This is a genomic window from Streptomyces bicolor (assembly GCF_000719285.1).
In the GTDB taxonomy this organism is placed as follows: Bacteria; Actinomycetota; Actinomycetes; order Streptomycetales; family Streptomycetaceae; genus Streptomyces; species Streptomyces bicolor.
Map to the genome: position 1 here is coordinate 179,355 of NZ_JOFS01000004.1, position 23,057 is coordinate 202,411.

General features: G+C 70.4%; 17 protein-coding genes and 3 pseudogenes. 6 read left to right on the top strand and 14 right to left on the bottom strand.

The annotated features are described in order from the left end of the window. The first annotated feature begins 50 nt into the window (after positions 1-50). Positions 51-1,157 carry a ferritin-like domain-containing protein gene (locus IF78_RS0106040; RefSeq protein WP_031479582.1) on the top strand — a complete coding sequence of 369 codons (1,107 nt, stop codon included), beginning with the start codon at positions 51-53 and terminating at the stop codon, positions 1,155-1,157. Between the two features lie 8 nt (positions 1,158-1,165). Here the strand turns inward: IF78_RS0106040 and IF78_RS0106045 are convergent, their stop codons facing one another. Continuing rightward, positions 1,166-1,687 (bottom strand): DUF3291 domain-containing protein, encoded by a 522-nt coding sequence (locus tag IF78_RS0106045; protein WP_031479584.1) that lies wholly within the window; start codon positions 1,685-1,687, stop codon positions 1,166-1,168. Positions 1,688-1,855: 168 nt separating this feature from the next. Here IF78_RS0106045 and IF78_RS0106050 point away from each other — a divergent pair, with 168 nt between their 5' ends. Then, positions 1,856-3,829, top strand: coding sequence for a sensor histidine kinase (locus IF78_RS0106050; RefSeq protein WP_078662324.1), 1,974 nt, complete (start codon positions 1,856-1,858; stop codon positions 3,827-3,829). Here the strand turns inward: IF78_RS0106050 and IF78_RS44875 are convergent. The 5 genes from IF78_RS44875 to IF78_RS0106075 form a co-directional block, all read right to left on the bottom strand. Then, entirely contained in the window at positions 3,806-5,284 is a 1,479-nt protein-coding gene (locus tag IF78_RS44875; RefSeq protein ID WP_031479588.1) for a penicillin-binding transpeptidase domain-containing protein, read from the bottom strand. The genes IF78_RS0106050 and IF78_RS44875 overlap by 24 nt on opposite strands. Then, a complete protein-coding gene (locus IF78_RS0106060) occupies positions 5,281-6,699 on the bottom strand; it encodes an FtsW/RodA/SpoVE family cell cycle protein (RefSeq protein WP_031479590.1) in 1,419 nt (472 codons plus the stop codon). Before IF78_RS0106060 ends, IF78_RS44875 begins: the two co-directional genes overlap by 4 nt. A gap of 80 nt (positions 6,700-6,779) precedes the next feature. Beyond that, positions 6,780-8,015: a sensor histidine kinase gene (locus IF78_RS0106065; protein WP_031479592.1), complete on the bottom strand. Its 1,236-nt coding sequence runs from the start codon at positions 8,013-8,015 to the stop codon at positions 6,780-6,782. After that, positions 8,012-8,764, bottom strand: coding sequence for a hypothetical protein (locus IF78_RS0106070; protein WP_031479594.1), 753 nt, complete (start codon positions 8,762-8,764; stop codon positions 8,012-8,014). The genes IF78_RS0106065 and IF78_RS0106070 overlap by 4 nt, the downstream gene beginning before the upstream one ends. A gap of 105 nt (positions 8,765-8,869) precedes the next feature. Further along, on the bottom strand, positions 8,870-9,376 hold the full coding sequence (locus IF78_RS0106075) for a protein-tyrosine phosphatase family protein (RefSeq protein ID WP_031479596.1): 507 nt from the start codon (positions 9,374-9,376) through the stop codon (positions 8,870-8,872). Positions 9,377-9,488: 112 nt separating this feature from the next. On the opposite strand from IF78_RS0106075, the gene IF78_RS0106080 reads away from it, so the two are divergent. After that, on the top strand, positions 9,489-10,307 hold the full coding sequence (locus IF78_RS0106080) for a nuclease-related domain-containing protein (protein ID WP_031479598.1): 819 nt from the start codon (positions 9,489-9,491) through the stop codon (positions 10,305-10,307). 142 nt (positions 10,308-10,449) lie between these two features. Here the strand turns inward: IF78_RS0106080 and ligD are convergent, their stop codons facing one another. Then, complete coding sequence (ligD, locus tag IF78_RS0106085; RefSeq protein ID WP_031479600.1) at positions 10,450-11,331, bottom strand: non-homologous end-joining DNA ligase; 882 nt, start codon at positions 11,329-11,331, stop codon at positions 10,450-10,452. 71 nt (positions 11,332-11,402) lie between these two features. Between ligD and IF78_RS47465 the strand changes: the two are divergent. Further along, positions 11,403-11,528, top strand: a pseudogene (locus tag IF78_RS47465) (non-homologous end joining protein Ku); the annotation flags it as partial. 189 nt (positions 11,529-11,717) lie between these two features. After that, positions 11,718-12,410 carry a 2-phosphosulfolactate phosphatase gene (locus IF78_RS0106095; protein ID WP_031479602.1) on the top strand — a complete coding sequence of 231 codons (693 nt, stop codon included), beginning with the start codon at positions 11,718-11,720 and terminating at the stop codon, positions 12,408-12,410. A 44-nt stretch (positions 12,411-12,454) separates the two neighbouring features. Here IF78_RS0106095 and ku (IF78_RS0106100) read toward each other — a convergent pair whose 3' ends face one another. From ku (IF78_RS0106100) to IF78_RS0106115, 4 genes are all read right to left on the bottom strand, one after another. Continuing rightward, the gene (gene ku / locus IF78_RS0106100; RefSeq protein ID WP_031479604.1) at positions 12,455-13,501 is read right to left on the bottom strand and encodes a non-homologous end joining protein Ku; all 1,047 of its coding nucleotides are present in this window, start codon (positions 13,499-13,501) and stop codon (positions 12,455-12,457) included. 95 nt (positions 13,502-13,596) lie between these two features. Further along, the gene (locus tag IF78_RS43350) at positions 13,597-14,130 is read right to left on the bottom strand and encodes a DUF6262 family protein (protein ID WP_031479606.1); all 534 of its coding nucleotides are present in this window, start codon (positions 14,128-14,130) and stop codon (positions 13,597-13,599) included. After that, positions 14,127-16,613: a tyrosine-type recombinase/integrase gene (locus IF78_RS45725; RefSeq protein WP_078662325.1), complete on the bottom strand. Its 2,487-nt coding sequence runs from the start codon at positions 16,611-16,613 to the stop codon at positions 14,127-14,129. The genes IF78_RS43350 and IF78_RS45725 overlap by 4 nt, the downstream gene beginning before the upstream one ends. Then, positions 16,610-17,773, bottom strand: coding sequence for a tyrosine-type recombinase/integrase (locus IF78_RS0106115; protein WP_031479610.1), 1,164 nt, complete (start codon positions 17,771-17,773; stop codon positions 16,610-16,612). Before IF78_RS0106115 ends, IF78_RS45725 begins: the two co-directional genes overlap by 4 nt. Positions 17,774-17,901: 128 nt before the next feature. Here IF78_RS0106115 and ku (IF78_RS0106120) point away from each other — a divergent pair. Continuing rightward, positions 17,902-18,849: pseudogene (gene ku / locus IF78_RS0106120) on the top strand (non-homologous end joining protein Ku); the annotation flags it as partial. A 12-nt stretch (positions 18,850-18,861) separates the two neighbouring features. Here the strand turns inward: ku (IF78_RS0106120) and IF78_RS0106125 are convergent. The 3 genes and pseudogenes from IF78_RS0106125 to IF78_RS0106135 all read right to left on the bottom strand — a co-directional run. Then, a pseudogene (locus tag IF78_RS0106125) lies at positions 18,862-20,118 on the bottom strand (beta-ketoacyl-[acyl-carrier-protein] synthase family protein); the annotation flags it as partial. Positions 20,119-20,251: 133 nt separating this feature from the next. Then, the gene (locus IF78_RS0106130) at positions 20,252-21,004 is read right to left on the bottom strand and encodes a thioesterase II family protein (RefSeq protein ID WP_031479616.1); all 753 of its coding nucleotides are present in this window, start codon (positions 21,002-21,004) and stop codon (positions 20,252-20,254) included. Further along, positions 21,001-23,040 carry a polyketide synthase gene (locus IF78_RS0106135; protein WP_158751272.1) on the bottom strand — a complete coding sequence of 680 codons (2,040 nt, stop codon included), beginning with the start codon at positions 23,038-23,040 and terminating at the stop codon, positions 21,001-21,003. Before IF78_RS0106135 ends, IF78_RS0106130 begins: the two co-directional genes overlap by 4 nt. Between the last annotated feature and the right edge of the window lie 17 nt (positions 23,041-23,057).

The window sequence follows — 23,057 nt, forward strand, 5'->3', positions numbered from 1 at the left end:
TTGCGCAAGAGTCGTTGACCCCGCGTCTACTACGTGTGAGCCTGCGGGACATGCCGACTTACGACCTGTACGCCACGGATCCGGGAGAACCTCTCTGGCAGGTGCCGGCGACCGGCTCGGCACGTTTCAGCTGGGAGTACGACGACGGGCGCGACCGGCTGCTGGCCCTGTACCAGAAGGGCAAGGACAAGCAGTGGGACGGGCAGAAGCGCATCGACTGGGGGATCGAGGTCGATCCGTACGACCCCCTCGGCACCCCTGACGAATCCATGTCCCTGTACGGCACCAAGTACTGGGCCAAGCTGAGCGAGAAGGACAAGGGGGAGTTGCGGCGGCACTACGCCTCCTGGCAGTTCAGCCAGTTCCTGCACGGCGAGCAGGGCGCGATGGTGTGCGCCGCACGGATCGTCGAGTCCGTGCCCGACCTCGACGCGAAGTTCTACTCGGCGACGCAGGTGATGGATGAGGCGCGGCACGCGGAGATCTACGGGCGCTTCCTGCACGAGAAGATCGGGATGCTGTACCCGATCAACGACAACCTGCAGGCCCTGCTGGGCGACACGCTGCGGGACAGCCGGTGGGACATGCCGTATCTGGGCATGCAGGTGCTGATCGAGGGGCTGGCGCTGGCGGCGTTCGGCATGATCCGCGACACGACCGACAAGCCGCTGCCCAAGCAGATCCTCGCGTACGTCATGCAGGACGAGGCCCGGCACGTGGCCTTCGGGCGGATGGCGCTGCGGGACTACTACCGGCAGCTCACCGACGCCGAACTCCGTGAGCGCGAGGAGTTCGTCATCGAGGGCTGCTATCTGATGCGCGACCGTCTTCGGGGCGTGGAGGTGCTGAAGAACTTCGGCATCCCGGCCGCCGAGGCCGACGAGTTCAGCGAGCAGTCCGAGTTCCTCGCCCTGTTCCGCCGGTTGCTGTTCTCCCGCATCGTCCCCTGCGTCAAGGACATCGGGTTGTGGGGCAAGCGGCTCCAGCAGGCCTATGTCGACATGGGTGTGTTCGAGATGGGCGACTTGAATCTGGACCTGCTGATGGCTCAGGACGAGGAGATCGCGGAGCGGCTGGATGCCGAGCGGTTCGCGGTGGAGGAGCGGGAGCGGGTGGCGGAGGTGGAGGGGGCGATCGAGGCGGGCGGTGAGGACTGAGACGGTCCTTACCGCACCGAGCAGCCCAGCCCCTCCGGCACCTCCCCCAGCACCGGCTCCGCCCCCTGCGGCGGGAAGGACGTGCGCAGGGTGAAGGCGTAGGGGGTCGGGCCGTTCGTGCGGAGGTGCAGGAGGCGGGACTCGGCCTCCGCGACCGTGGGGCGGTGGCCCGCCGGGACCCACCACAGGGCCGTCATCGCCTCCTGCACGCGCTCGAACCACTCGCGGCGGCGGGCCAGCATCTCGCGGTGGCGGCCCTGGTACATGTACGCGGTCAGGGCGTTCGTGTCGCGCCACATCGTCAGGTTGATGATCAGCCAGGAGTCGCCGAAGACGGGTACGTTCGTCGCGTCGCCGGAATCGTCCTGCAGCCGCCAGACGAAACCGTCGGCGGCCTCGGCGTCGGCGTTCACGGGCTCGAGGTTGTCGACGAAATCCTTCAACTGCGGGGAATCCAGCGGGGCCTTGAGGCGGGCGATGTTGACCTGGGCGAGTTCGTAGGCGGCTTCCGGGGTGGTTGAGGTCGTCATGGACCGAACGGTAGGTCGGGGCGGGGTCGCAGGACCAGAGTGCGTCTCAGTACGTGGGCACATGTCCCTCTTTCACAGCCGGGACGGCCGGTGCGTGAGTACCTGTGTACCGCCGTCTTACGGGCGGGAAATCCCGCCCTGACCGGCCTGCCCGTAGCGTCGACGGGCATGACGGGGAATGTACTGACCACCCTTCGCCCGACCGTCCGCCGCCCGGCCGCGCTTCCCGGCTGGAGCTCCATCCGTGGCCGTATGGCCATCGTGCTGGCCGTGCCGACCTGTCTGCTGCTCGCCCTCATCGGGCTCGGCGTCGCCGACCGGGCCGCCGACTGGTCCACCGCCCGGGGAACCGAGGCACATGTCGGGGTGCTGCTGCGGGCGCAGGGGCTCGTCCGGGAGGTGCAGCGGGAACGTGGGCTGACCAACGGGCTGTTGGGGGGTGAGGACGGGTACCGCGATGATGTCGTCGCCCAGCGCGGTCGTACCGATGAGGCTCGGGACGCCTTGCGCGCCGCGCTCGACGAGGAGGGCGGGGCGCTGCCCGACGCCGCGGTCTCCGCCCTGCGGGCCGCCGACGTTCCCCTCGCCGCCCTCACCGCGACCCGCGGGGACGTCGACGCCGGTACCGCCGACCGCGCCGCCACCCTGCGGACGTACACCAAGGCCGTCACCGCACTCGTCGACGCCGAGTCGGCCGGCGCCCCGGACGGTGACCGGCGTATCGCCCAGGGCGTGCAGGCGCTGCAGGCGCTTGCCCGGGCGACGGAGGCCGTCGCCCTCGAACGCGGTTCCCTCAACGGGGTGTTCGCGGCCGGGCGGTTCCGGTCCGGGGAGTACCTCGACTTCACGGAGGTCCGGGCCACGCGGGTGGCCGCTCTCGGTCAGTTCCGGCAGCTCGCGGGGAAGGCCGAGGAATCCGCGCTCGACGACGCCTTCGGTACGGCCGCCGCGCGTCGGGTCGCCGGGTACGAGGCGCGTGCCGAGCGAGGGGCCGACGGGTCCCGCCTCGCCGTGGCCCCCGCTCGCTGGTGGGCCGACATGACGACCCTCGTCGATGACCTGCACGCCGTACAGCGGGCCGTCGGGGACGATGTGCGGGCGCGTGCCGCCGACGCCGGTTCCGCCGCCACCCGGCAGCTCGGCGGCTTCCTCGCCCTCGGGGCGCTGATCCTCGGCGTGGCCGTCGCGCTCGCCGTGTTCTCGGCCCGCTCCATCACCCGGCCCCTAGGCGCCCTCGCCGACGAGGCGGACGCCGTCGCGGGGAAGCGGCTGCCCGAGGCCGTACGGCGGATCCAGGAGGCCGACCCCGACCTCCCGCCCGCCGAGGACGGGGCGTCGGAACGGCGCGAACTTCCGGGCGGCGCACGGGAGATCAGCCGACTGGCCGCCGCCCTGCGCAACGTGGAGGACACCGCCGTCGGGCTCGCCGCCCAGCAGGCCGTCCTGCGCCGCACCAGCACCGAGTCCCTGGCCAGCCTCGGCCGCCGCAACCAGAGCCTGCTCAACCGGCAGCTCGGTCTGATCACCACCCTGGAGAGCCAGGAGCTCGACCCGGACGCCCTCGCCGAGCTCTTCGAACTCGACCACCTGGCCACGCGGATGCGGCGCAACGCCGAGTCGCTGCTGGTGCTCGCCGGCGAGGAGTCGCCGGCCCGGTCCTGGAAGGGCACGGTCTTGGTCGCCGACGTCGTGCGGTCGGCGGTGTCGGAGGTCGAGCAGTACCGGCGGGTGGCGGTCGTCGACATCCAGCAGTGCGGCGTCCGCGGCCACTGCGTCGCCGAACTGTCCCACCTACTGGCCGAGTTGGTGGAGAACGCGCTGATGTTCAGCCCGCCCAAGCAGCCCGTGGAGGTCTACGGCTGGCGGGACGGCGCCGAGTACTGCCTGGCCGTCGTCGACCGGGGGATCGGGATGACGGCGGAGCGCATGGCCGAGTCCAATGGAGTCCTGTCGGGGAAGGGCGCCTCCCTGCACACCGCCCCGACCAGGTTCCTGGGTCACCACGTCGTCGGCGCCCTCGCCGCCCGCCTCGGCGCCCATGTCGAGCTGCGCCCCACCCAGGGCACGGGCGTCACGGCGTACGTCGCCCTGCCCGCCACCCTGATCCAGGAGCAGACGTCAACGGCCGCCGTCCGAGGGTGACTTCTTCAGCACCGCCTCCATCACGGCCCGCGCGATCGGCGCCGCGTCCCCGCCGCCGCTGATCTCGCCCCGGTCCGCGTCCGCGTCCTCCACCACCACGGCGACCGCGACCTTGGGCTCCAGGTCGCGGCCGCCCTGCGCCCAGGAGACGAACCAGGCGTACGGCGTCCCGGAGTTGCCGAGGCCGTGCTGGGCCGTGCCGGTCTTGCCGCCGACCGTCGCGCCGGGGATCCAGGCGCCCGAGCCGGTGCCTTCCCGTACGACGTCGACCATCAGCTCCTTCAGGAGTACGGCGGTCGAGGGGTGCATCGCCTGCCGTGCGGGGCGCGATCCGGCGGTCGACACCGTCGCGCCGCTCGCCCGGGTCGTGCGCTCCACCAGATACGGCGGGCGCACCTTGCCTCCGTTCGCCACCGCCGCCGCGACCATCGCCATCTGCAGCGGGGTGGCCCGCGTGTTGTACTGACCGATCGACGACAGGGCGAGCTGCGCCCGGTCCACCTTGGTGTCGAAGGTGCTCTCCGAGACCGAGAACGGGATCCGCACGTCCGCGTCGTTGAAGCCGAAGGCCTCCGCCGTCGCCGCCATCCGTTCCACCCCCACCTTGGTTCCCAGCTTGGCGAACACCGTGTTGCACGACCACTCGAACGCCTTGCGCAGCGAAACGTCCCGGCAGCCGCCGCCCGCGTTCGTCAGCGAGGTCCTGGTACCCGGCAGACGGTACGGATCCGGGGAGTCGGTCGGCTTGTCGAGGTCCTCGACCACGCCCGCGTCCAGGGCCGCCGCCGCGGTCACCACCTTGAAGGTCGAACCCGGCGGATACGTCTTGCGCACCGCCCGGTTGAGCATCGGCCGGTCCGGATCGCGGTTCAGCGACTTCCAGGACCGGGGCACCGCCGAGCCGTTCCCGGACAGCACGGACGGGTCGTACGACGGCGCGGACACCAGGGCCAGGATCCGCCCGGTGGCCGGCTCCACGGCCGCGACCGCGCCCTTGCGGCCGTCCAGCCCTTCGTACGCCGCCTCCTGCGCGCCCGGGTGCAGGGTGGTGAGGACGTCGCCGCCGGGGTTGCGGTCGCGGGCGGTCCCCTTCCACAGCGGGAACGGCGACAGCAGCGGGTCCGTGCCCGACAGGACGCCGTCCTCGGCGTGCTCCAGGAGGGTCGTGCCGTACACCTGCGAGGCGTAGCCGGTGACGGGGGCGTACATCGGGCCGTTCGTGTACGTCCGCTCGTAGCGGAGGGGCTCGCCGGTGTCGTGGGACCCGGTGATCGGCTCGCCGCCGACCAGGATGTCGCCGCGCGGCTGGCCGTAGCGGGAGATGGAGGTGCGGCGGTTGGCGATGTTGTCGTCGTAGGACGGCGCCTCGACGACCTGGATGCGGGCGGCGTTCACGAGCAGCGCGGCCAGCAGCAGGGCGCAGAAGAAGGCGGCGTGCCGGATGTGCCGGGTCATCGGCTCGCCTCCGCACGGTCGTCGTGTCCCTCCGCTACGGCCGCCTCCTCGTCCTTGGGCACGCCGAACCGGCTGCGCGCCTTGTCGCTCACCCGGATCAGCAGCGCCACGATCGCCCAGTTGGTCACCACCGACGAGCCGCCCTGCGCCAGGAACGGCATCGCCATGCCGGTCAGCGGGATCAGACCCGTCACACCGCCCGCGATCACGAACACCTGGAGCGCCACGATCGAGGCCAGCCCCACCGCGAGCAGCCGGCCGAAGGGGTCGCGCAGGGCGAGGCCCGCGCGATAGCCGCGCTCCACCAGCAGGCCGTAGAGGAGGAAGATGGCGGACAGGCCCGCCAGGCCCAGTTCCTCCCCGGCCGTCGCCAGGATGAAGTCCGACTTGGCCGCGAAGCCGATCAGGATCGAGTGGCCGAGGCCCAGTCCCGTGCCGGACATGCCGCCCGCCGCGAAGGCGAACAGCGACTGGGACAGCTGGTTGGGGCCCTCGCCCGCCTCGATCGACGCGAACGGGTGCTGCCAGTCCTCGACCCTGCTGTGCACATGCGGCTCCAACTGCCCGACCGCCACCGCACCGACCGCCGCCAGCAGCAGGCCGAGCGCGATCCAGCCGGTCCGTCCGGTCGCGACGTACAGCAGGACCACGAACAGCCCGAAGAACAACAGCGAGGTGCCCAGATCCCGTTCGAGGATCAGCACCCCGACGCTCAGCAGCCAGATCGCGACGATCGGACCGAGAACGCGCCCGGTCGGCAGCTGCAGCCGCTCGACCCCCAGGACCCGACGGCCCGTGTACGCCAGCGCATTGCGGTTGGCGGCCAGATACGCCGCGAAGAACACCGCGAGCAGCACCTTCGCGAACTCGCCGGGCTGGATGGAGAATCCGGCGATCCGGATCCAGATGCGGGCGCCGTTCACGGACGGGAAGAAGATAGGCAGGGTGAGCAGCACGAGGGCGGCCACGACACAGACGTAGGCGTAGCGCTGGAGTACGCGATGGTCGCGCAGCATGAGGACGACCATGATGAACAGCGCCACCCCCAGCGTGGACCACACGAGTTGGGTGGGCGCCGCCAGGTCGTCCGGTGTCTCCAGGTCGAGCCGGTAGATCAGGACCAGGCCGAGGCCGTTGAGCAGCACTCCGATCGGCAGCAGCAGCGGGTCGGCGCAGGGGGCGCGCAGCCGCACCGCCAGATGCGCGACCAGCGCGAGCACACCGAGCCCGGCGCCGTAACCGGCGGCGCCGGGCGGGACGGTGCCGTGTCTGGCGAGGCCGACCGCGCAGTAGCCGTACACGGAGAGCAGGACGGCCACGACGATGAGGGCCAGTTCGATGCCACGGCGCCGGGGGAGAGGTGCGGCGGGAGCGGGCGCGTCCGCTGCCACCAGGGTGGTTCCGGCCTTGGTCATGTCCGGAACTTACCCAATTAGTCCCTCTTGTGTGTCTTGTGGCTCAGCACCAGCGCGGCGCGGGGAACTGCTCGGTTCTGCTAGCGCAGCGTCAGCGTCGCGACGGCCCCACCATCCGCCGCATTGGCGAAGGCCAGCCGCGCACCAAGTACCTCCGCCTGCCCCAGCGCGATGGTCAGCCCCAGCCCATGCCCCTTGGACCCGCCCTCCGTACGAAACCGCTGCGGCCCGTGCGCGACGAGGTACTCCGGATAGCCCACCCCGTGATCCCGCACGGTGACCACCGGCCCGTCCACCGTCACAAGCACGGGCCCCCGCCCGTGCTTGTGCGCATTGGCCACCAGGTTCCCCAGCACCCGCTCCAGCCGCCGCCGATCGGTCTCCACCACCAGGTCCCGCACGACGACGACCTCGGTCTCGGTCCCGGACGCCCGAACCACCCGCTCGGCCAGCGCGGCGACCGGCTCGGTGTCCAGCTCCACCCGCTCACGCCCGGTGTCCAGCCGCGAGATCTCCAGCAGGTCCTCGGTCAGGGTCCGCAACGCGGCCACCCGGTCCCGCACCAGCTCCGTCGGCCGCCCCGGCGGCAGCAGTTCGGCCGCCGCGTGCAGCCCGGTGAGCGGCGTCCGCAGCTCATGCGCCACGTCCGCCGTGAACCGCTGCTCGGACAGCAGCTTGCTCTGCAGCGACGACGCCATGGAGTCCAGCGCGGCGGCGACCGCGGCCACCTCGTCCTGCGGCCGATGCGGCTCCTTCGTACGGGGATCGTCGACCCGCGCGTCCAGGTCACCCCCGCTGATCCGCCGGGCCACCTGGGCCGTGGCGTGCAGCCGTCGTGTCACCCGTGTCACCGCGAACGCGCCCACCAGCAGCGTCGCCCCGATCGCCAGCCCGGACGACCACAGGATCGCCCGGTCCAGGCCGTCGATGGTGCGGGCCTGCTGCGAGTAGTCGATCCCGACGGCGAGTGCCCGCTCGCCGTCGACCGGGCCCGCCGCCCACATCATGGGGCGCCCCCCGTGATCGGCGACCATCGTGCCCCGGTCCCCGGCCAGCGCCAGGTCCCGCAGCGCCTGGGGCAGCCCCGGCGGATCGAGCCGGGCGTCCGGCCCGAGGGTGTCCCCGGCCTCGAACTTCGCGGTCGCTTCCGCCAGCCGGGACAGCGCGCGGTCGCGGGCCTGGCCGACGGTCTGGTTCGTCACCGAGACGTGCACGAGGACGCCGAGCAGCGCGGCGAGCGCACAGCACATCACCGTGATGAAGACGGCGGCCTTCACGGCGAGCGTGCCGGCCCACTGGGGGAGCGCGAGCCTCATGGGGTGCTCGCAGAGGGAGAGGCCCCGGACGGAGACGACGAGCGTGACGGCGACGGGCGCGGCGTCTTCTTGTGCGAACCGGTGCGCAGCATCTCGTCGTGGGTGAGCAGCATCGCCTTCTGGTCGGCGTCCCACGTCCACTGCAGCCGGTACTCGTACCCGGCGACCTCCGACGGCGAGCGGATGATCACCGACCGTCCGGCCAGCTCTACGGCGCTGATGGCGTCGTCCCACTCCATCAGCTGGACGAGCCTGCGCTTGTCGACGGTGTAGACGCGGACCGCGGTCGTGTTGCCGGGCATCAGCCGGAAGCCCAGAGTCAGCTCGGGGCGCCCGTCGCCGGTCAGGTCCCGGTAGTAGGGCTGGAGCACCGGGCATCTGCCGCGTCCGGCGCCCTTGCCGCACTCGGCCATCAGGCGGCCGGTCCGGCCGTACGTCGCGTCGTCACCTTGGTAGGTCTGAGGGCTCTCCGCCATCTCCTTGCGGACGACGTCCAGCGGGTCCACGTCGAGGATGTCGCCCCCGGGGACGGTGACGCCCTTCACGACCTCCCTGTTCACCTCGCCGATGACATAGGCGGGGCTGGACGCCGGCGTCAGCTGCGGCCACAGCTTGTCCGGGCTCACCGCGGTCTCGGTCGGGCCCGCGCCCTGGAGTCCCCCGGCGTCACCGCAGGCCGTGGCTGCCGACAGCAGCAGTGCGACAAGGGCACCGCGCGCTACGACGCGCGTGGGGCGGCTGCGGGGCACGGTTCTCCCGGGGCTGGAACTGAGGCTGGAAATGGCTGTCGGCCCGTACACCCTATTCGTACGGAAGTCCTTTTTGCGCACCCGGTGGGCGGACGGGCGAAACGGCTACTCGGCGAGTTCCTCCAGGAGCCGGGCGGTCGGCAGGCCGGCCCGGAGGTACTCGACGAACAGGTCGTTGTGCAGCGCCCACGGAGAGCGGCGGGAGCGTATCAGCCGGATCGCCCGGTCGACGGAGTGGTTCCGGCGGATCAGGGCGTGGGCCACGACCAGACCCGAGCGGTTGTACCCGTGGTAACAGCGAACGAGGACCCTGCGGCCCTCGTCCAGCGCCTCGCACGCCGCCTCCGCCAGCCGTATCACCCCCGCGAGCTGGGTGCCGTCCAGCGGACCGTCGGGAATCGGCCACACATGATGCTCGACGCCGGGATCGGGTCCGTGCCCGGGCAGCCGTAGCAGCGTCTGCACGAGGTCGAACTCGTCCTGTACGACCGCGAACTCCAGTTGTCCCGAATGCCCCCGGAACTCATGCCCGCCCATCCACAGGCCGGGCACGATCTCGCTCCACGGGCTGTCCGGAGCCGGCACGTCGGGTTGCTTCCTGCGGGTACGCAACGGCGCCTCCCCAACCACCCCCCGGGGGGTCTGCCCAACTCCGCTCAAAGGTAACCGGGTTCTTGCCCGCGCAGCACCCTGCCTGTTCCCATGGTCAGTGGGGTGATGGTGCATGAGCGGACTGCGCGTCATACCGACCTGGCGACACGGCCAGGAACGGCTCTACGTCTGCCTCCGGGACGGGCGGAACATCGCCTGGTACGACCGTGAGGCGGCCCGGATCAACCTGCTCAGCGAGGACCGCAGAGAGGATGTGCTGGAGGCGCTCGGCCCCTTCGTCACCGGCCCGGTGACGGTGGGCCCGCCGCCGGTGCCCACCCCGGCGGAGCTGGCCCGGCTGACCCTCCACCCGGACGACGACCTGGCGCCGAACCGGCCCGGCGAGGCGCTCCTGGTCGCCCTCGACCGGGACCCCGGCCCCACACACCGATTGCGGCGCCCCGACCCGCGCCGCCGCGCCCTGGCCGCGGAACAGGCGATCGGCGAGGCCCTGGACCGGCTCGACGGCGCCGGCTGGCACGCGCTGCACTCCGTCCCGCTGCCCGGCGGTGACCGCATCCACCACCTGGTGATCGGGCCCGGCGGACTCTTCGCGGTGCACGCCCTGTACGCCCGTAAGCAGAAGGTGACGGTCGCCGACCCGATGGTCTCCCTCGGCCGCCGCGAACCCCACCCCCTGCTGCGCCGTGTCCGCGCCGACGCCGACCGCGCGTCCTACGCCCTGACCGCGGAGGTCCATCCCGTCCTCGCCCTGGTCGAGCCCTCCGCCGTGGCGATTCCGGGGCCGCTCCGTGAGGTCCGGGTCCTCAGGGACACCGAGGTGGAGGGGCTGGCCCGGCTGGGCGGGGTGCTGAAACCGGCGGATGTGGAGGCGCTGCATGCGATGGCTCGGGACCGGCGGGTCTGGGGTGCGGTTGGCTCCGCCGGTTGAGCGGTGCGGTTGGCTGGGGTGACCGTCCCCTGGGGGCCTGCTGCCCCCAGACCCCCGCTTCGGCCCTTGACGGGCCTCGTCCTCAAACCCCCAGAGGGGGCACCCCCAGACGGGCTGAATTGCCTGGACGGGCGTCGAGAGATCAGGGCAGTGTGCCCGCCCGGTCGCCGTCCAGCAGCGGCGCCAGCAGGTCGCCGTAATCCTGTAGGCGCGGGGCCAGGTCCGGGGCCAGGAACGTCAGGCCGCGAGGTGAGCGGCAGTCCTGTACCTCCTCCCACGTCACCGGGGCCGACACCGTCGGCTCGCGGCGGGCGCGCAGGGTGTACGGGGTGGCCGTCGTCTTGCGGGCGGCGTTCTGGCTCCAGTCGACGAAGACCTTTCCGGGGCGCAGGCTCTTCGTCATCCGGTGGATGGCGAGGCGGGGCAGGGCCTTCTCGGCCTCCACGGCGAGTTCCTTGGCGTAGTCGGTGGCCTGCTGGGAGGGGGCCGGCCGGATGGCCGCGGTGAGGTGCAGGCCCTTCGAGCCGGAGGTCTTCGCGTACGCCTCGATGCCGTCGGCCGCGAGACGCTCCCGCAGCCACAGGGCCACCTCGCAGCACTCGACCACGGTCGCGGGCGAGCCGGGGTCGAGGTCGAACACCAGCCGGTCGGCCTCGCCGGGCGCGTCGATCACCCACTGGGGCGTATGGAACTCGGTGACGAGGTTGGCGGCCCACATCAGGCTGGCGAGGTCCTGCACGAACACCATCCGGGCCGGTCCCTCGACGCGGGGCACCTCGGCCGTGGTGACCCAGTCGGGGGTGCCCGGGGGCACGTTCTTGGTGAAGAACACCTGGCCGTCCGGGCCGTCGGGATAGCGGAGGAAGGACACCGGCCGATCCCGCAGATGCGGCAGCAGGACGTCGGCGGTGGTGGCGTAGAAGTGCAGCACCTCGCCCTTGGTGAAGCCGGTCGCCGGATACAGCACCTTCTCCAGATTGCTGAGCGCGAGCCGTCGCCCCTCCACCTCTGTGATCGGCGTCATACGATGAGAATTCCAGAAATCATGGTGGATGTCCGAGTAATCCTCGTGAACCGATCGAAAGGGTGCTGCACGTGCGATCCATATGGAACGGCGCCATCTCGTTCGGCCTGGTCAGCATCCCGATCAAGGTGGTGAACGCGACCGAGAGCCACTCCATCTCCTTCCGGCAGATCCATCTGGAGGACGGCGGTTCTCTGGGGGTGTGAGGTGTTCGCCCGGTGTCGTTCTGGCGTTAGTGCAGCTCAGAGCTGTCGATCGAGACCCTATCCAGTGCAACAGCTGTGGCGAGATGACTGAATCGGGTGACTCCCGGAGAAGGGCGCCTTGAATTGCGGACCGGCCTCCCTCCGACGGGGCGGCCCCTGGGTCCAGCAAGAATGGGTGCCATGAACCCTCGTTTTGTCGGCATCCCAGAGGTGACCGAGGTTCCCTCTGTGGCAGTCGTCATCGACGTAATGCGTGCCTTCACTGTGGCTGCCTGGGCCTTCGCGCGCGGCGCCGAGAGGATCGTCCTGGCATCGTCGGAGAGCGAGGCCCTGGAGTTGAAAGAGGGCCATTCAGGTTGGCTGGCCTTGAAGGACGGTGCGCCGGCAGCCGGATTTGATGCAGTGAACTCACCGGGCTTGATCACTTCGGCCGCCTTGGCTGGTCGCACGGTCGTTCAGAAGACGACGGCGGGGACCGTGGGTGCCCTGGCCGTTGCGGATGCGCCGCTCGTGTTGTGCGCGAGTTTCGTGGTGGCCAGCGCGACAGCGCGGTTCTTGAGGGCCGAAGGTGCAGGTCCTGTGACGTTCGTCGTTACTGGCGAGGACGGACGAGCCGACGAGGATCTGGCCTGCGCTGAATACATCGGACAGCGTGTCGCATTGGGTGATGTCGAGGCAGCCCCGTATCTCCACCGCGCGCGGGCTTCTCGTGCTGCAGCCGATCTCGCCGATGGCCTGCGGCGCGGATACCAAGGAGTCCATCCGGACGATGTCGAGCTTTGCCTGGAGCCCGACAGGTTCTCGTTTGCGATGGTGGCGCGTCGGGAGGAGGCGATAACGGTGCTGCGTCCTGTCGAGGTGTCCGGTGACTGAGACGATGCAGTTCGTGGGCAGAGTCAAACGGATGAGGCGGTGGCTCAGGACACCTTCGCTTTGCGCCGGCCGCCCTTGCCGGAGAGGGCCTTGATCAGTTCATCGCGGCTCATTGAGGAACGACCAGGGATGTTTGCGTCGGATGCCCTCTGATAGAGCTCTGTCTTGCTCAGTTCCTTGAGTTCGGAGGGCTTCGGCGGCTTTTCCTCGGTCTTCTTTGTCGTCCGGGCCCGGCGTTTCTCTGCCGCTTCCTTGATATGCGTCGGCGGGCGACCACGCCGGGGCGCTTCCTCTTCCTCGCCGGGCTTTCTGCGGCTCTTGGCCGTTTCGACACTGGCCTGCAGGGCCGCCATGAGGTCGACGACCTTCGTTGTCTTCGGGGGCGGCTCGCCCTTCTCCACCGTCTGACCGGTGCGCTTCGCCTCCACGAGCTGGAGCACCTTCTCCTGGTAGGTGTCGTGGTATTCCTCCGGATTCCAGTCGATGCTCAGCGCCTCGACCAGCTGCACCGCCGTCTGCAGCTCCTTTTCGGCGACCTGCGTCTCCTCCGGGAGACTCCCGATCTCCCGGTGAGGGTCGCGGACTTCGTCCGCCCAGTGCATGGTGTGCATCGCCAGGACGTCGCCCTCTGCCTTCACAGCGACCAGGTACTCGCGGTTGCGCATGACGACGGTGGCGATGCCGACCTTGTTCGCCTGGGCCAGGGCGCTGTGGAGCAGGGCGTAGACCTTGGCGTACTCCTTGCCCTTGGGCGCCAGGTAGTAGGTCTTGTCGAAGAAGACCGGTTCGACCTGGTCCAGGTCGACGAACCCCGTGATCTCCATCGACTTGGACTGGCCGGGGGCGATCTCGTCCAGCTCGTCCGGTTCGACGACCACGTATTCGTCCCCCATGTCGAAGCCCTTTACGATCTCCTCCATGGGGACTTCCTCGCCGGTGCGCTCGTTGACTCGCTTGTTGCGCACTCGGTCGGACGTCCCGCGCTGAAGCTGGTTGAAGCGGATCGTGTGGCTTTCCGTCGCCGTGAACAGCTGCACCGGCAGGGCGACGAGCCCGAATGAGAGAGCACCGCTCCAGACCGCTCGGGCCATGGCCTTCCCACCTCCTGTTTTCCCATGGCACCTCCGTCGGCCGCTGATCGCATCCCGGCATGCGCCACATGGACGGTTCGGAGGAAGACGTCCGGTCAGCGGTGGGTCTGATTGAGGGTTCGGGTCAGTTCTCGGTTGGCTGCACGCGCGGCTTGCAGTTCCTCGGCGCGGTCTTCGAGCTGTCCTTGGAGTTCCACCACTCGCTGTTCCAGAGTGGTGATCTGCCGCTGGAGGTTGTCGATGTCGCTGGGCGCTCCGAGGCCGGAGTCGCGCCAGGCCTGTTCGCCGAGCTGTTGGGAGAGTCGGTTCTCCAGTTGCCGGACGCGGGCCGTGAGCCGGGCGTTGCGATCCAGGGCGTTCGCCAGGTCGGCTTGCAGGGAGGCCCTGCTGACCTGGGCGGGTCCTTCACTGGACGACGGCGCCGTTGCCGCGGTGTGGATGAGTTGCAGCAGGTCGCGGTGGCGGTAGAGAAAGGAACGGTCGACTCCGGCGGCTCGGGCGATGCTGGAGGCGGTGATATCTCCGCCCTCCTTGACCGCGGCGCTGATGGCTTTCTCGACTCGCTGCCGTCGGCGTGCCGAGTCCCCCCGTCGCCCTTCGGCAGTGGGGACATTGTTCTTGCTGGTCACAGTGGCCTTTCTGGTCGCAGATCGGGGAGAGGCTGACGGATCCTAGGCATCCCCAGCAGTACGCTTTGCCGACCGCGGCGGACCACGGAGACGGCCGCCTCGATCTCGGCGCGCTGGCTCGCGTCGAGATCGTCAAGACCGTCCTTGACTCGCTTGATGAGCCGTCTTACACGGCTGATCTCCTCGTCCGACGGCATTGCCTCGGCCTTGGCCCAGTCGTCCGCGTCCAGCGCAGCGGCGATCCGCTCGCGATTGCGCAGCAGGTCCGCGAGGTAGGCCTCCAGATCGGGCAAGTAGGAGACGTCCGTACGGAAATGACCACAGCCCACGCAGCGGAATCTGACGGGACAGTCGTGTCCACCCGCTGCCACATTCGACGGCTCGGTGCAGACCCCGTAAGGAACGGCGACCTCGCCGACGGCCCGGCGGGCGTGCTCGGAGTCGAGCAGTTCCTTGGCCTGCCGCCAGATGCGCTTGCCGTGCCGGTCGAACTGCATCTCGGTGACACGGTCGACGGCCTCGCGCCGCCGTTGTTCGGTGACCCGGTAGTAGGCCTGGGTGGTGTCCAGTCGCCGGTGATCCATCAAGGCCCTGAGGACGTCGACGGCGACCCCGGCGTCTGCGTGTCGCTGGCAGTAGGTGTGCCGGTATGCGTAGAGGAAGATCTTGGACTTGTCGAAAGGCATCATCCTGGTGACCGGCAGACCGTCCATCTCGACACGAGTGGGGACCAGGAACTCGGGCAGGGACCGGATCCACTCGCGGTGGCGGCCGGAGAGCCATCCCGGTGTGATGGGCTTCAGGCCGTGGGGATTGGCCACTCGCGTGGGCAGCAGCATCAACTGGTCGGTCGGTGTGCTCGGGAAGTCGGCGCGGATCAGTTCCTGTTGTCTGGTGATCACTCCAGCCGTGGCCTGGGAGATCGGCAGCCGGCGTCCGTGGCGGTTGGCCTTGTAGTTGTCGTAGATCAGCACGTGCTGCCCGTCGGCGTCCTGCTTGAGGCAGTCCCAGCGCAGCTGGCAGATCTCCTGAGGCCGTCTCCCCGTGTCGATGAGCAATTCGACCGCCACCCGGTTCTCGTTGCCGTTCCGGGCCTGGCCGACGAGGGACGGCAACTGCTCGCAGATCTGTCGCATGACCTCGGCAGGGAGGTCTTTACCGGCTTCCGTGTCCTCCGGGTCGTCGGGAATGTCCTCCGCGAGGATGGCGAAGTCATCCGGCAGTCCGTGCAGCGGCTGACCGGGCCGGGTCAGTCCGAGTGACCGCATACGGGCGAGATGGGTACGGACGTAGCGGACGACCACAACCCGCCTGTGCGCCGAGATCTCCCTACTGTGGTGCAGGAAGGCCAGACGGTTGGTGAACGCGGTGATGTCCCGGCGGCTGAGCGCGCGGATGTCATCGCCATGATCTTCGCGCTGAAGCCTCAGGCTCTCGGACAGAAGGGCGAACGCGTTGAGGATGTCCTGGATGCTGCTCATGACATTGCCACGCCGCTGAGGCAGGGAGAAGAACGCCCATTCCTTGGCCGCGGTTCTCAGCCAGGACTGGTGGATCGCGGTGAAACGCAGATGCCCGGAGTGTCCGAACGCGGCACCGTTCCACACGTCCTTGCCCCGCTCGCCCTCCGGCGTCAGTCCGAACCGACCCACGAGGGTGACCAGGCTGCTGCAGAGGCCGCGCGTACCCCGGGAGACATGTGCCGGGTCCACCGCTGTCAGCGAGGGGAGTTGGAGTTCGCGGAGACGGTTGGTCAGATTGCGGAGCAGGAACTGCGTGGTGTGGATTCCTTCGCGCGTTCGGGACTGAACCCCGTAGAGGATCTCCGCCACCACACGATCGGGTAGTCCGCGCAGGCTGACCTCGTTGTTCGCGGACACGGGCGCTGTTGTGCACCGCCACAGCTCCTCGTCCTTCTCGCTCCGCCCGCGGGCGACAGCGTTCCTCCAGCGCTCCCGGTGGGCGTGACAGTACGGAGATACGCCGTCCCTGTACCGATGGCAGGCAGCGACTTCGCAGGGGCCGAACGCGGGCAGTGCGACGACATCGTCGAGGGCGAGGAACTCCTCCAGCGTCACGTCCCGGCGCTTGAGCTGCGCGAGGTGAGTTGAGCACAATGGCCGCCGCCAGGACGAGAACGGCCGCTGGCAACCGGACACCGAGCAGTCCTCGACCCCGACCTGCCGCCAGTTGCCGCGGTCCATGTCGGCGAACTCCTCCAGCGGGGGCTTCCCTGCCTGCCTCCACCGCAATCGGCAGCCGGAACACAATTGCCTGGTGACACTGGTCTGCACGCAGCCCTTCACTCGGCACAGCGGCGTGCCCAGCAGCGGGTGATCCGCGGGGTAGAACAGCACACCGGTCTCCGGAGACCAGTCGAAGAGGGCCAGGAACTCCGGATCGACCGCCGCCCACAAGGCCGCGGCACCGTCCTCTTCCACCTCCTGCCCCAAGGGCTGGGTGCGGACAACGCTGAGCGTCATCGACCTGACTCCTCGCCCAGATCCCTCGGCGAGGGAACGCGGCTGATCGCCTCGCGCAGCCGGGACTGCGCGGGGTGCAGGTAAGGACGAGCCGAGTCCGGGTGCTTATGGCCCAGGAGGGACTGGATCTCGTCCAACGAGCCGCCGGAGTCCGCGACATTGCTGGCGAAAGCGTGCCGCATCATGTGCGGGGTGACCTTGCGGTCCAGCCCTGCACGACGGGCCAGGGCCTCCACGGTCTCGCCGATCGCATCAGGTGTGATCGGCGAGCCCAAGGGCTCACGGAAGAGGTTCACCAGCAGGAAATCACTGCCCGCCGACCCGAGCCGTTCGTGCCGCTCCAATACGTACTGGTCGAATGCCTGCACCACCAGGAAATCCACGGGCAACGCCACCGGACGCCGGGACTTCGACCAGGCGTTGTTCGGATTCTGCCGCCGTACGACATGCAGGTGAGCGCCTTCCAGACGGCATCCCAGAGTGGTCGAGTCCACCAGCAAGTGAGCGTCGCCTCGACGCAGGCCCGCAGCCTGCCCGCGGCGAAGACCCACCCGGGACAGCAAAAGGATCAGCAACCTGTCGCGTGCCGAGCGACAGGCCCGGAACATCGCCACGATCTCCGCATCGCTGGCCCGATCTACGGCCTTCTCCGCTTCCGGCAGGCGATGCTGAGCCTGAAGCCGGTAGCGGAGCCTGCCGTCTTCCGACTGCGCCTGAAGGGGGAGGTCCAAGCTGTCGCCGAGTTGGTAGAGCTGCTCCAGCACCCAGCCCGGGACCTCTCGCTCTGTCACCGCGTGGGCCAGGAAGCCGCGAACGGCTGTGAGCACGCCATTGATCCGGCGTGCATCCCGGGCGGGCTTCCCGCCGGGCCCTGGTACGACCGTCGCCTGCCCCTCTGCCCCGGCCGGTTGCCATTTCAGCCAGAGGATGAAGGAGCTCAAATCGCGGGCGGCCGTACGCCAGTCCCGCCCTGTAGCCGTACACCAGCGCAGGAACAGCGCGATCGCTCCGGCGTACGCCTTCGTCGTCGACTCGGCGCGGTCCTTGCCCAACCTGAGACCCCGTAGGTACCGGTCGGCTTCGTTCACCACCTGCACGTCGGCATCGACCACTGTCCAGTACGCAGCACCGGACGGCATCCGGACCGGAAAAGCACGCACCTCTTGATCTCCTTGCTCCACGGACAGACCGCAACGGTCCACCACAGAGCAACACCCCCAGAGAACCATCGCAGCACCCTCAACGACGAAGCACACTGCGATGTCACGCAACACATCTGGAACCCCCGGAGATCGGCGGCCGCATCCGCTACCGCAAGGTCTGCGAACTGGACGACCGTGAGGTCAGTCAGGCGGAGATCGGCAAGGGGTACGAGGACGCGGACGGCACGATCATCCCGATCACGGACGAGGACCTGGCCCACCTGCCGTTGCCGACCGCGAAGACGATCGAGATCGTGGCCTTCGTGCCGGCCGACCGGATCGACCCGCTGCACATGGACAGCGCGTACTACCTCGCGGTGGGCGGGGCGCCGGCGGCGAAGCCGTACACCTTGCTGCGGGAGGCGCTGAAGCGCAGCCAGAAGGTGGCGATCGCGAAGTTCGCGTTGCGTGGGCGTGAGCGGCTGGGCATGCTGCGGGTGGTCGGCGACGCCATCGCCATGCACGGGCTGCTGTGGCCGGACGAGGTACGCGAGCCCGAGGGCGTGGCACCGGACACGAAGGTCAAGGTCAACGACAAGGAACTGGACCTCGCGGACGCCCTGATGGACACCCTCGGTGAGGTCGACCTCTCCGAACTGCACGACGAGTACCGCGAGGCCGTGGAGGAGGTCGTCGCCGCGAAGGCCGCGGGCGAGGCCCCGCCGGAGGCCCCCGAACCGGCGGCGGGCGGCAAGGTCCTCGACCTGATGGCGGCTCTGGAGAGCAGCGTCCGGGCGGCCAAGGAGTCGCGCGGCGAGGAGCCGGCCGGGGAGGAGGCGGAGGGGCAGGTCAGACGGCTGCCGCAGCGCAAGACGGCCAGAGCGGCCCCGAAGCAGGCGGCGGGCAAGAAGTCGACGGCGACGAAGAAGACGGCGGCGAAGAAGACGGCGTCCTCGGCCAGGAAGTCGACCTCGAAGACGGCCGACGGGGCGAAGAAGACGACGGCGAAGAGCACCGCGAAGAGTACGGCGAAGAAGACCTCGGCCAAGAAGACGACAGCGAAGAAGACGGCGTCGCGCAAGCGCACGGCGTGAGCCGCACGCCCGTCAGCCGAGCCGCCGCAACGCCAGCACCGCGTTGTGGCCCCCGAACCCGAACGAGTTGCTGAGCACCAGGTCCCCGTCCTCGGGCAGCGCCCGAGGCGCCCCCCTCACCACATCCAGGTCGATCGCGTCGTCGACCTCCCCGCACCCCACGGTCGGCGGCACCACTCCGTGACGCAGCGTCAGTACGGCCGCGACGGCCTCCACCCCGCCCGCGGCCCCCTGCAGATGCCCCAGGTGCCCCTTGAGCGCGGTGACCGGGACGGACCGTTGCCCGAGCACCGCCCGCAGGGCACCCGCCTCCGCGAGGTCGCCCTCGACCGTGGCCGTGGCATGGGCGTTCACATGGACCACGTCCCCGACCCCGGCCCCGGCGTCCCGCAGGGCCCGCCGCAGGGCGAGGGCGATGCCGTTGCCGGACGGGTCGGGTGCCGCCATGTGGTGGGCGTCGGCGGACAGGCCCCACCCCGCGGCCTCGCAGTAGATCCGCGCCCCACGGGCACGGGCGTGCTCCTCGGCCTCCAGGACGAGGATCCCGGCACCCTCGCCGTTGACGAACCCGCCCCGGTCCTTGGCGAAGGGCCGGGAGGGCGAACCGTCGGCGGGATCACCGTCGGCCAGTGCCCGCATCGCCGCGAAGGACGCCATGATCGCCGGGGTGACGACCGCTTCGGCGCCGCCCGCCAGCGCCACGTCGACACGTCCGTACCGTATGCGGTCGATCGCCTGCCCTATCGCCTCGGTCCCCGACGCGCATGCACTCGTCACGGTCCGGGCCTCCCCGGTGATGTGCAGATCGAGCGAGACCTGGGAGGCGGCCTGCGAGGGCACGGTCATCGGAGTGGTGAGCGGCGAGACGGCCCGCGGCCCCTTCTCCCGCAGCCTCCGGTCCCCGCCCACCAGCACGGACGCGTCCCCGAGGATGGCCCCCAGACTCACCCCCACCCGCGCCGGATCGATCCCGCTCTCCCGGGTGCCGGATCCGGCGAACCCGGCGTCGGCCCACGCCTCCCGAGCCGCCAGCACCCCTAACCGCGCCGCCCGGTTCATGCGCCGCGCCACCGGCCGGGGCAGCAGCCGGGCGGGATCCACGGGTACGACCCCCGCGACCCGCACGGGCAGCCCGTCGAACTCCTCGTCCGTCAACTCCCGTATTCCGTGCCGACCGTCGAGCAGCCCCTGCCACAACTCCCTGAACCCGAGCCCGAGCGGTGTGACCGCCCCGAGTCCGGTGACGACGACCTTGCGGGGCGCGGACGCGGCGGACTCGCTCATCTCGGCATGTCCCCTCTGGTAGTTGAAGGGGAAACATGCCCAGTTTTCTCAGCTGTTGCACGTCCGTGCGAGGAGCTCCGTCCTGTTCGGCCCGCTCAGTCACCTGCCACGTGCTCGGTCACAGCAGCCGTGACGTGAGGAACGCGAGCAACTCCTCCTTCCGGGAGTTGAGATAGAAGTGGTTCCCCTGGAACGCCCGGACTTCCAGGCCCTCCGTCGTGACGTCCGACCACGACGAGAGTGCCTCGACCGGGCACACGGGGTCCCGGTCCCCTCCGCAGGCCGTGACGGGAACTTGCAGCCGGTGCAGGTGAGTCGGGCGGTACGCCGCGAGCAGCCCGAAGTCCGCGCGCAGCGCCGGCATGATCACCGGCCGCAGCTCGGGGTGCTCGTAGACGGCCGCGCCCTCGGGGTCCAGCAGGCGTACCCGGTCCAGGATCTCGGTGTCGGTCGGCGCCGGGCGGGGTGCCTTCTCCTGCGGGAGGCGGGGCCTGGGCCGGCCCGACACGATCAGGTGGGTGAGCGTGCGGCCGGGGACGTCCCCCAGGCGGCGGGCCACCTCGTACGCCACCGACGAACCCATGCTGTGGCCGAAGAACGCCAATGGCAGGTCGTCGGGCAGTTCGACCGAGATGGCCGTCGTGATCGCGTCCGCCAGTTCCTCCAGCGTGGCCGGGCACGGGTCGCGCAGCCGGTCCTGGCGGCCCGGGTACTGCACGGACACGACCTCGATCTCCGGTGGCGTCAGCGTCGCCCAGCCGTGGAAGGAGGCCGCCGCTCCGCCCGCGTGCGGGAAGCACACCAGCCGGATCCTCGCGCCGGGCGCGCTCACGCCCCTGAACCACCGGGTCCGTACGCCCGGAACGGTCATGACTCCGCCTCGAACTCGGAGAGGAGGGCGTCCAGGGCGCTGTCCGCGGCACCGTTCCGCTTCAGCTCGCAGATCTGGGTCGTCATGTCCCTCAGTGTGACCGGTTCGAGGAACAGCTGGATCGGCACCTCGATGCCCAGCTCGTCACGGAGCCTGCCGGCGAGGTGCACCGCCGTCAGCGAGTCGCCGCCCGCCTCGAAGTACGACTGCGCGAGGTCGGCGGCACCGGTGAGGTCCAGCGCCTCGACCACCAGCGCGGCCACCTGGTCCTCGAGTTCGTTCCGCGGCGCGGGCGACGGGGCCTCGGGCGCCTCCGTCCGCTGTGCCGCGGCCTTCCGCAGGGTCATCGCGCCGTAGCGCTCGCCCGCGAACGGGTACGTCGGGAGCCGCACCCGCCCTGCCTCACCGTCGAGGGCCGGCCACGTCACCTCCTCGCCCCTCAGCCACGCCTCGCCGAGCGGGTCGGTCCGCGTGTCCCGGCGGCCTTCCGCCAGCGCCGTGAGCCGGTCGGCCGCCTCGCGTGCCTCGCCGGCCACGACGTACGCGCGCACCGGCATCCCGACCCGGCCGGTGCGCAGGGTGTGCGCGACATCCCTCAGGGCGGGCGCGTCCGCCGCACGCAGGCGTGTGGCCAACCGGTCGGCCAAGAGGGCGAGTTGGGGCTCCGTACGCGCCGACAGCGGCAGGACCACCGGACGCGTCGCGGAACCCGCCCGCGCCCGCCGCCCGGGCGCCTCCTGCACCACCACATGCACATTCGTGCCGCCGATACCCACCGACGTCACACCCGCCAGCCGGGGCAGGCCGTCCCGACTCGGCCACTCCTCCGCCTCGGTCACCAGCCGCAGCGGGGACCGGTCGAGGGCGGCGAGCGGGCTCGTGACGTCCACCGTGGGCGCCAGCGTCGCGTGCTCCAGCATCAGGATCGTCTTGATCAGCGCCGCCGCCCCGGCCGCCGCGTCCGCGTGCCCGATGTTCGACTTCACCGAGCCGAGGCCGATGCCGTCGCCGCCCGCGAAGGCCGCGCTCGCCGCCTCCAGCTCGATACGGTCCCCGAGCTCCGTCCCCGTCCCGTGCGCCTCCAGGTACTGCGCCGCCGACGGCTCCAGCCCCGCCGCCGCCCACGCCTCCGCGATCGCGGCCGTCTGCTGGTCCACCCCCGGAGCGGTGAAACCGACCTTGCCGGCACCGTCGTTGGTGACCGCCGTGCCCCGGATCACCGCGCGCACCGGGTCGCCGTCGGCCAGCGCGTCCACCAGCCGGCGCAGCACCAGCACGCCCACCCCGCTGCCCGGCACCGTGCCGGCCGCCTTCTCGTCGAAGGGGCGGCAGCGGCCGTCGGGGGAGAAGATCCCGCCCTGGTAGTGGACGTAGCCCTGCCTGCGCACACTCCCGATGGCCACGCCGCCCGCAAGCGCGGTGTCACATTCGCCGAGGAGCAGGGCCTGGACGGCCAGGTGGACGGCCGTCAGCGAGGTCGAGCAGGCCGTCTGGACCGTCATGCTCGGGCCGTCCAGGCCCAGGCGGTAGGAGATCCAGGGCGCCAGGAACTCGCGGTCGGTGAGGATACGGACCTGAAGGGCGCCGATCGACGCCGCGAGCGCCGGGTCCGTGCCGGCCGCCAGCGCGTGTTCCGTCGGGCTGCCGCCCACGTACACGCCGGTGCGGGACGGGCCCGCCGCGGCAGCGGCAGGTGGTGCGGTCAGCGGGGCGCGGCCCGCGTCCTCCAGCGCCGACCAGGCGGTCTCCAGCAGCACCCGGTGCTGCGGGTCCAGCGCCGCGGCCTCGGTGCGGCTGAAGCCGAAGAGGTCCGCCTCGAAGCGGTCCGCGTCCTCGAGCCGGCCCTGGGCGGGGACGTACGCGGGATTGCGCAGCTCCGCCGGGTCCGCCCCGTCGGCCAGCAGCTCCTTCTCGCTCAGGGCGGAGATGGAACAGACCCCGTCGCGCAGATTGGCCCAGTAGGACTCCAGGTCCGGTGCGCCGGGAAAACGGCCGCTCATGCCCACGACGGCCACCGCGGATTCGAGATCCTGCATCGGGACTTCCTCGGTCG

Excerpts from the sequence above, each read along its gene's own strand:
- IF78_RS0106040 (WP_031479582.1), top strand. The coding sequence starts at position 51 with ATGCCGACTTACGACCTGTACGCCACGGATCCGGGAGAACCTCTCTGG.
- IF78_RS0106045 (WP_031479584.1), bottom strand. The coding sequence starts at position 1,687 with ATGACGACCTCAACCACCCCGGAAGCCGCCTACGAACTCGCCCAGGTC.
- IF78_RS0106050 (WP_078662324.1), top strand. The coding sequence starts at position 1,856 with ATGACGGGGAATGTACTGACCACCCTTCGCCCGACCGTCCGCCGCCCG.
- IF78_RS44875 (WP_031479588.1), bottom strand. The coding sequence starts at position 5,284 with ATGACCCGGCACATCCGGCACGCCGCCTTCTTCTGCGCCCTGCTGCTG.
- IF78_RS0106060 (WP_031479590.1), bottom strand. The coding sequence starts at position 6,699 with ATGACCAAGGCCGGAACCACCCTGGTGGCAGCGGACGCGCCCGCTCCC.
- IF78_RS0106065 (WP_031479592.1), bottom strand. The coding sequence starts at position 8,015 with ATGAGGCTCGCGCTCCCCCAGTGGGCCGGCACGCTCGCCGTGAAGGCC.
- IF78_RS0106080 (WP_031479598.1), top strand. The coding sequence starts at position 9,489 with ATGAGCGGACTGCGCGTCATACCGACCTGGCGACACGGCCAGGAACGG.
- ligD (WP_031479600.1), bottom strand. The coding sequence starts at position 11,331 with ATGACGCCGATCACAGAGGTGGAGGGGCGACGGCTCGCGCTCAGCAAT.
- IF78_RS0106095 (WP_031479602.1), top strand. The coding sequence starts at position 11,718 with ATGAACCCTCGTTTTGTCGGCATCCCAGAGGTGACCGAGGTTCCCTCT.
- ku (WP_031479604.1), bottom strand. The coding sequence starts at position 13,501 with ATGGCCCGAGCGGTCTGGAGCGGTGCTCTCTCATTCGGGCTCGTCGCC.
- IF78_RS45725 (WP_078662325.1), bottom strand. The coding sequence starts at position 16,613 with ATGACGCTCAGCGTTGTCCGCACCCAGCCCTTGGGGCAGGAGGTGGAA.
- IF78_RS0106130 (WP_031479616.1), bottom strand. The coding sequence starts at position 21,004 with ATGACCGTTCCGGGCGTACGGACCCGGTGGTTCAGGGGCGTGAGCGCG.
- IF78_RS0106135 (WP_158751272.1), bottom strand. The coding sequence starts at position 23,040 with ATGCAGGATCTCGAATCCGCGGTGGCCGTCGTGGGCATGAGCGGCCGT.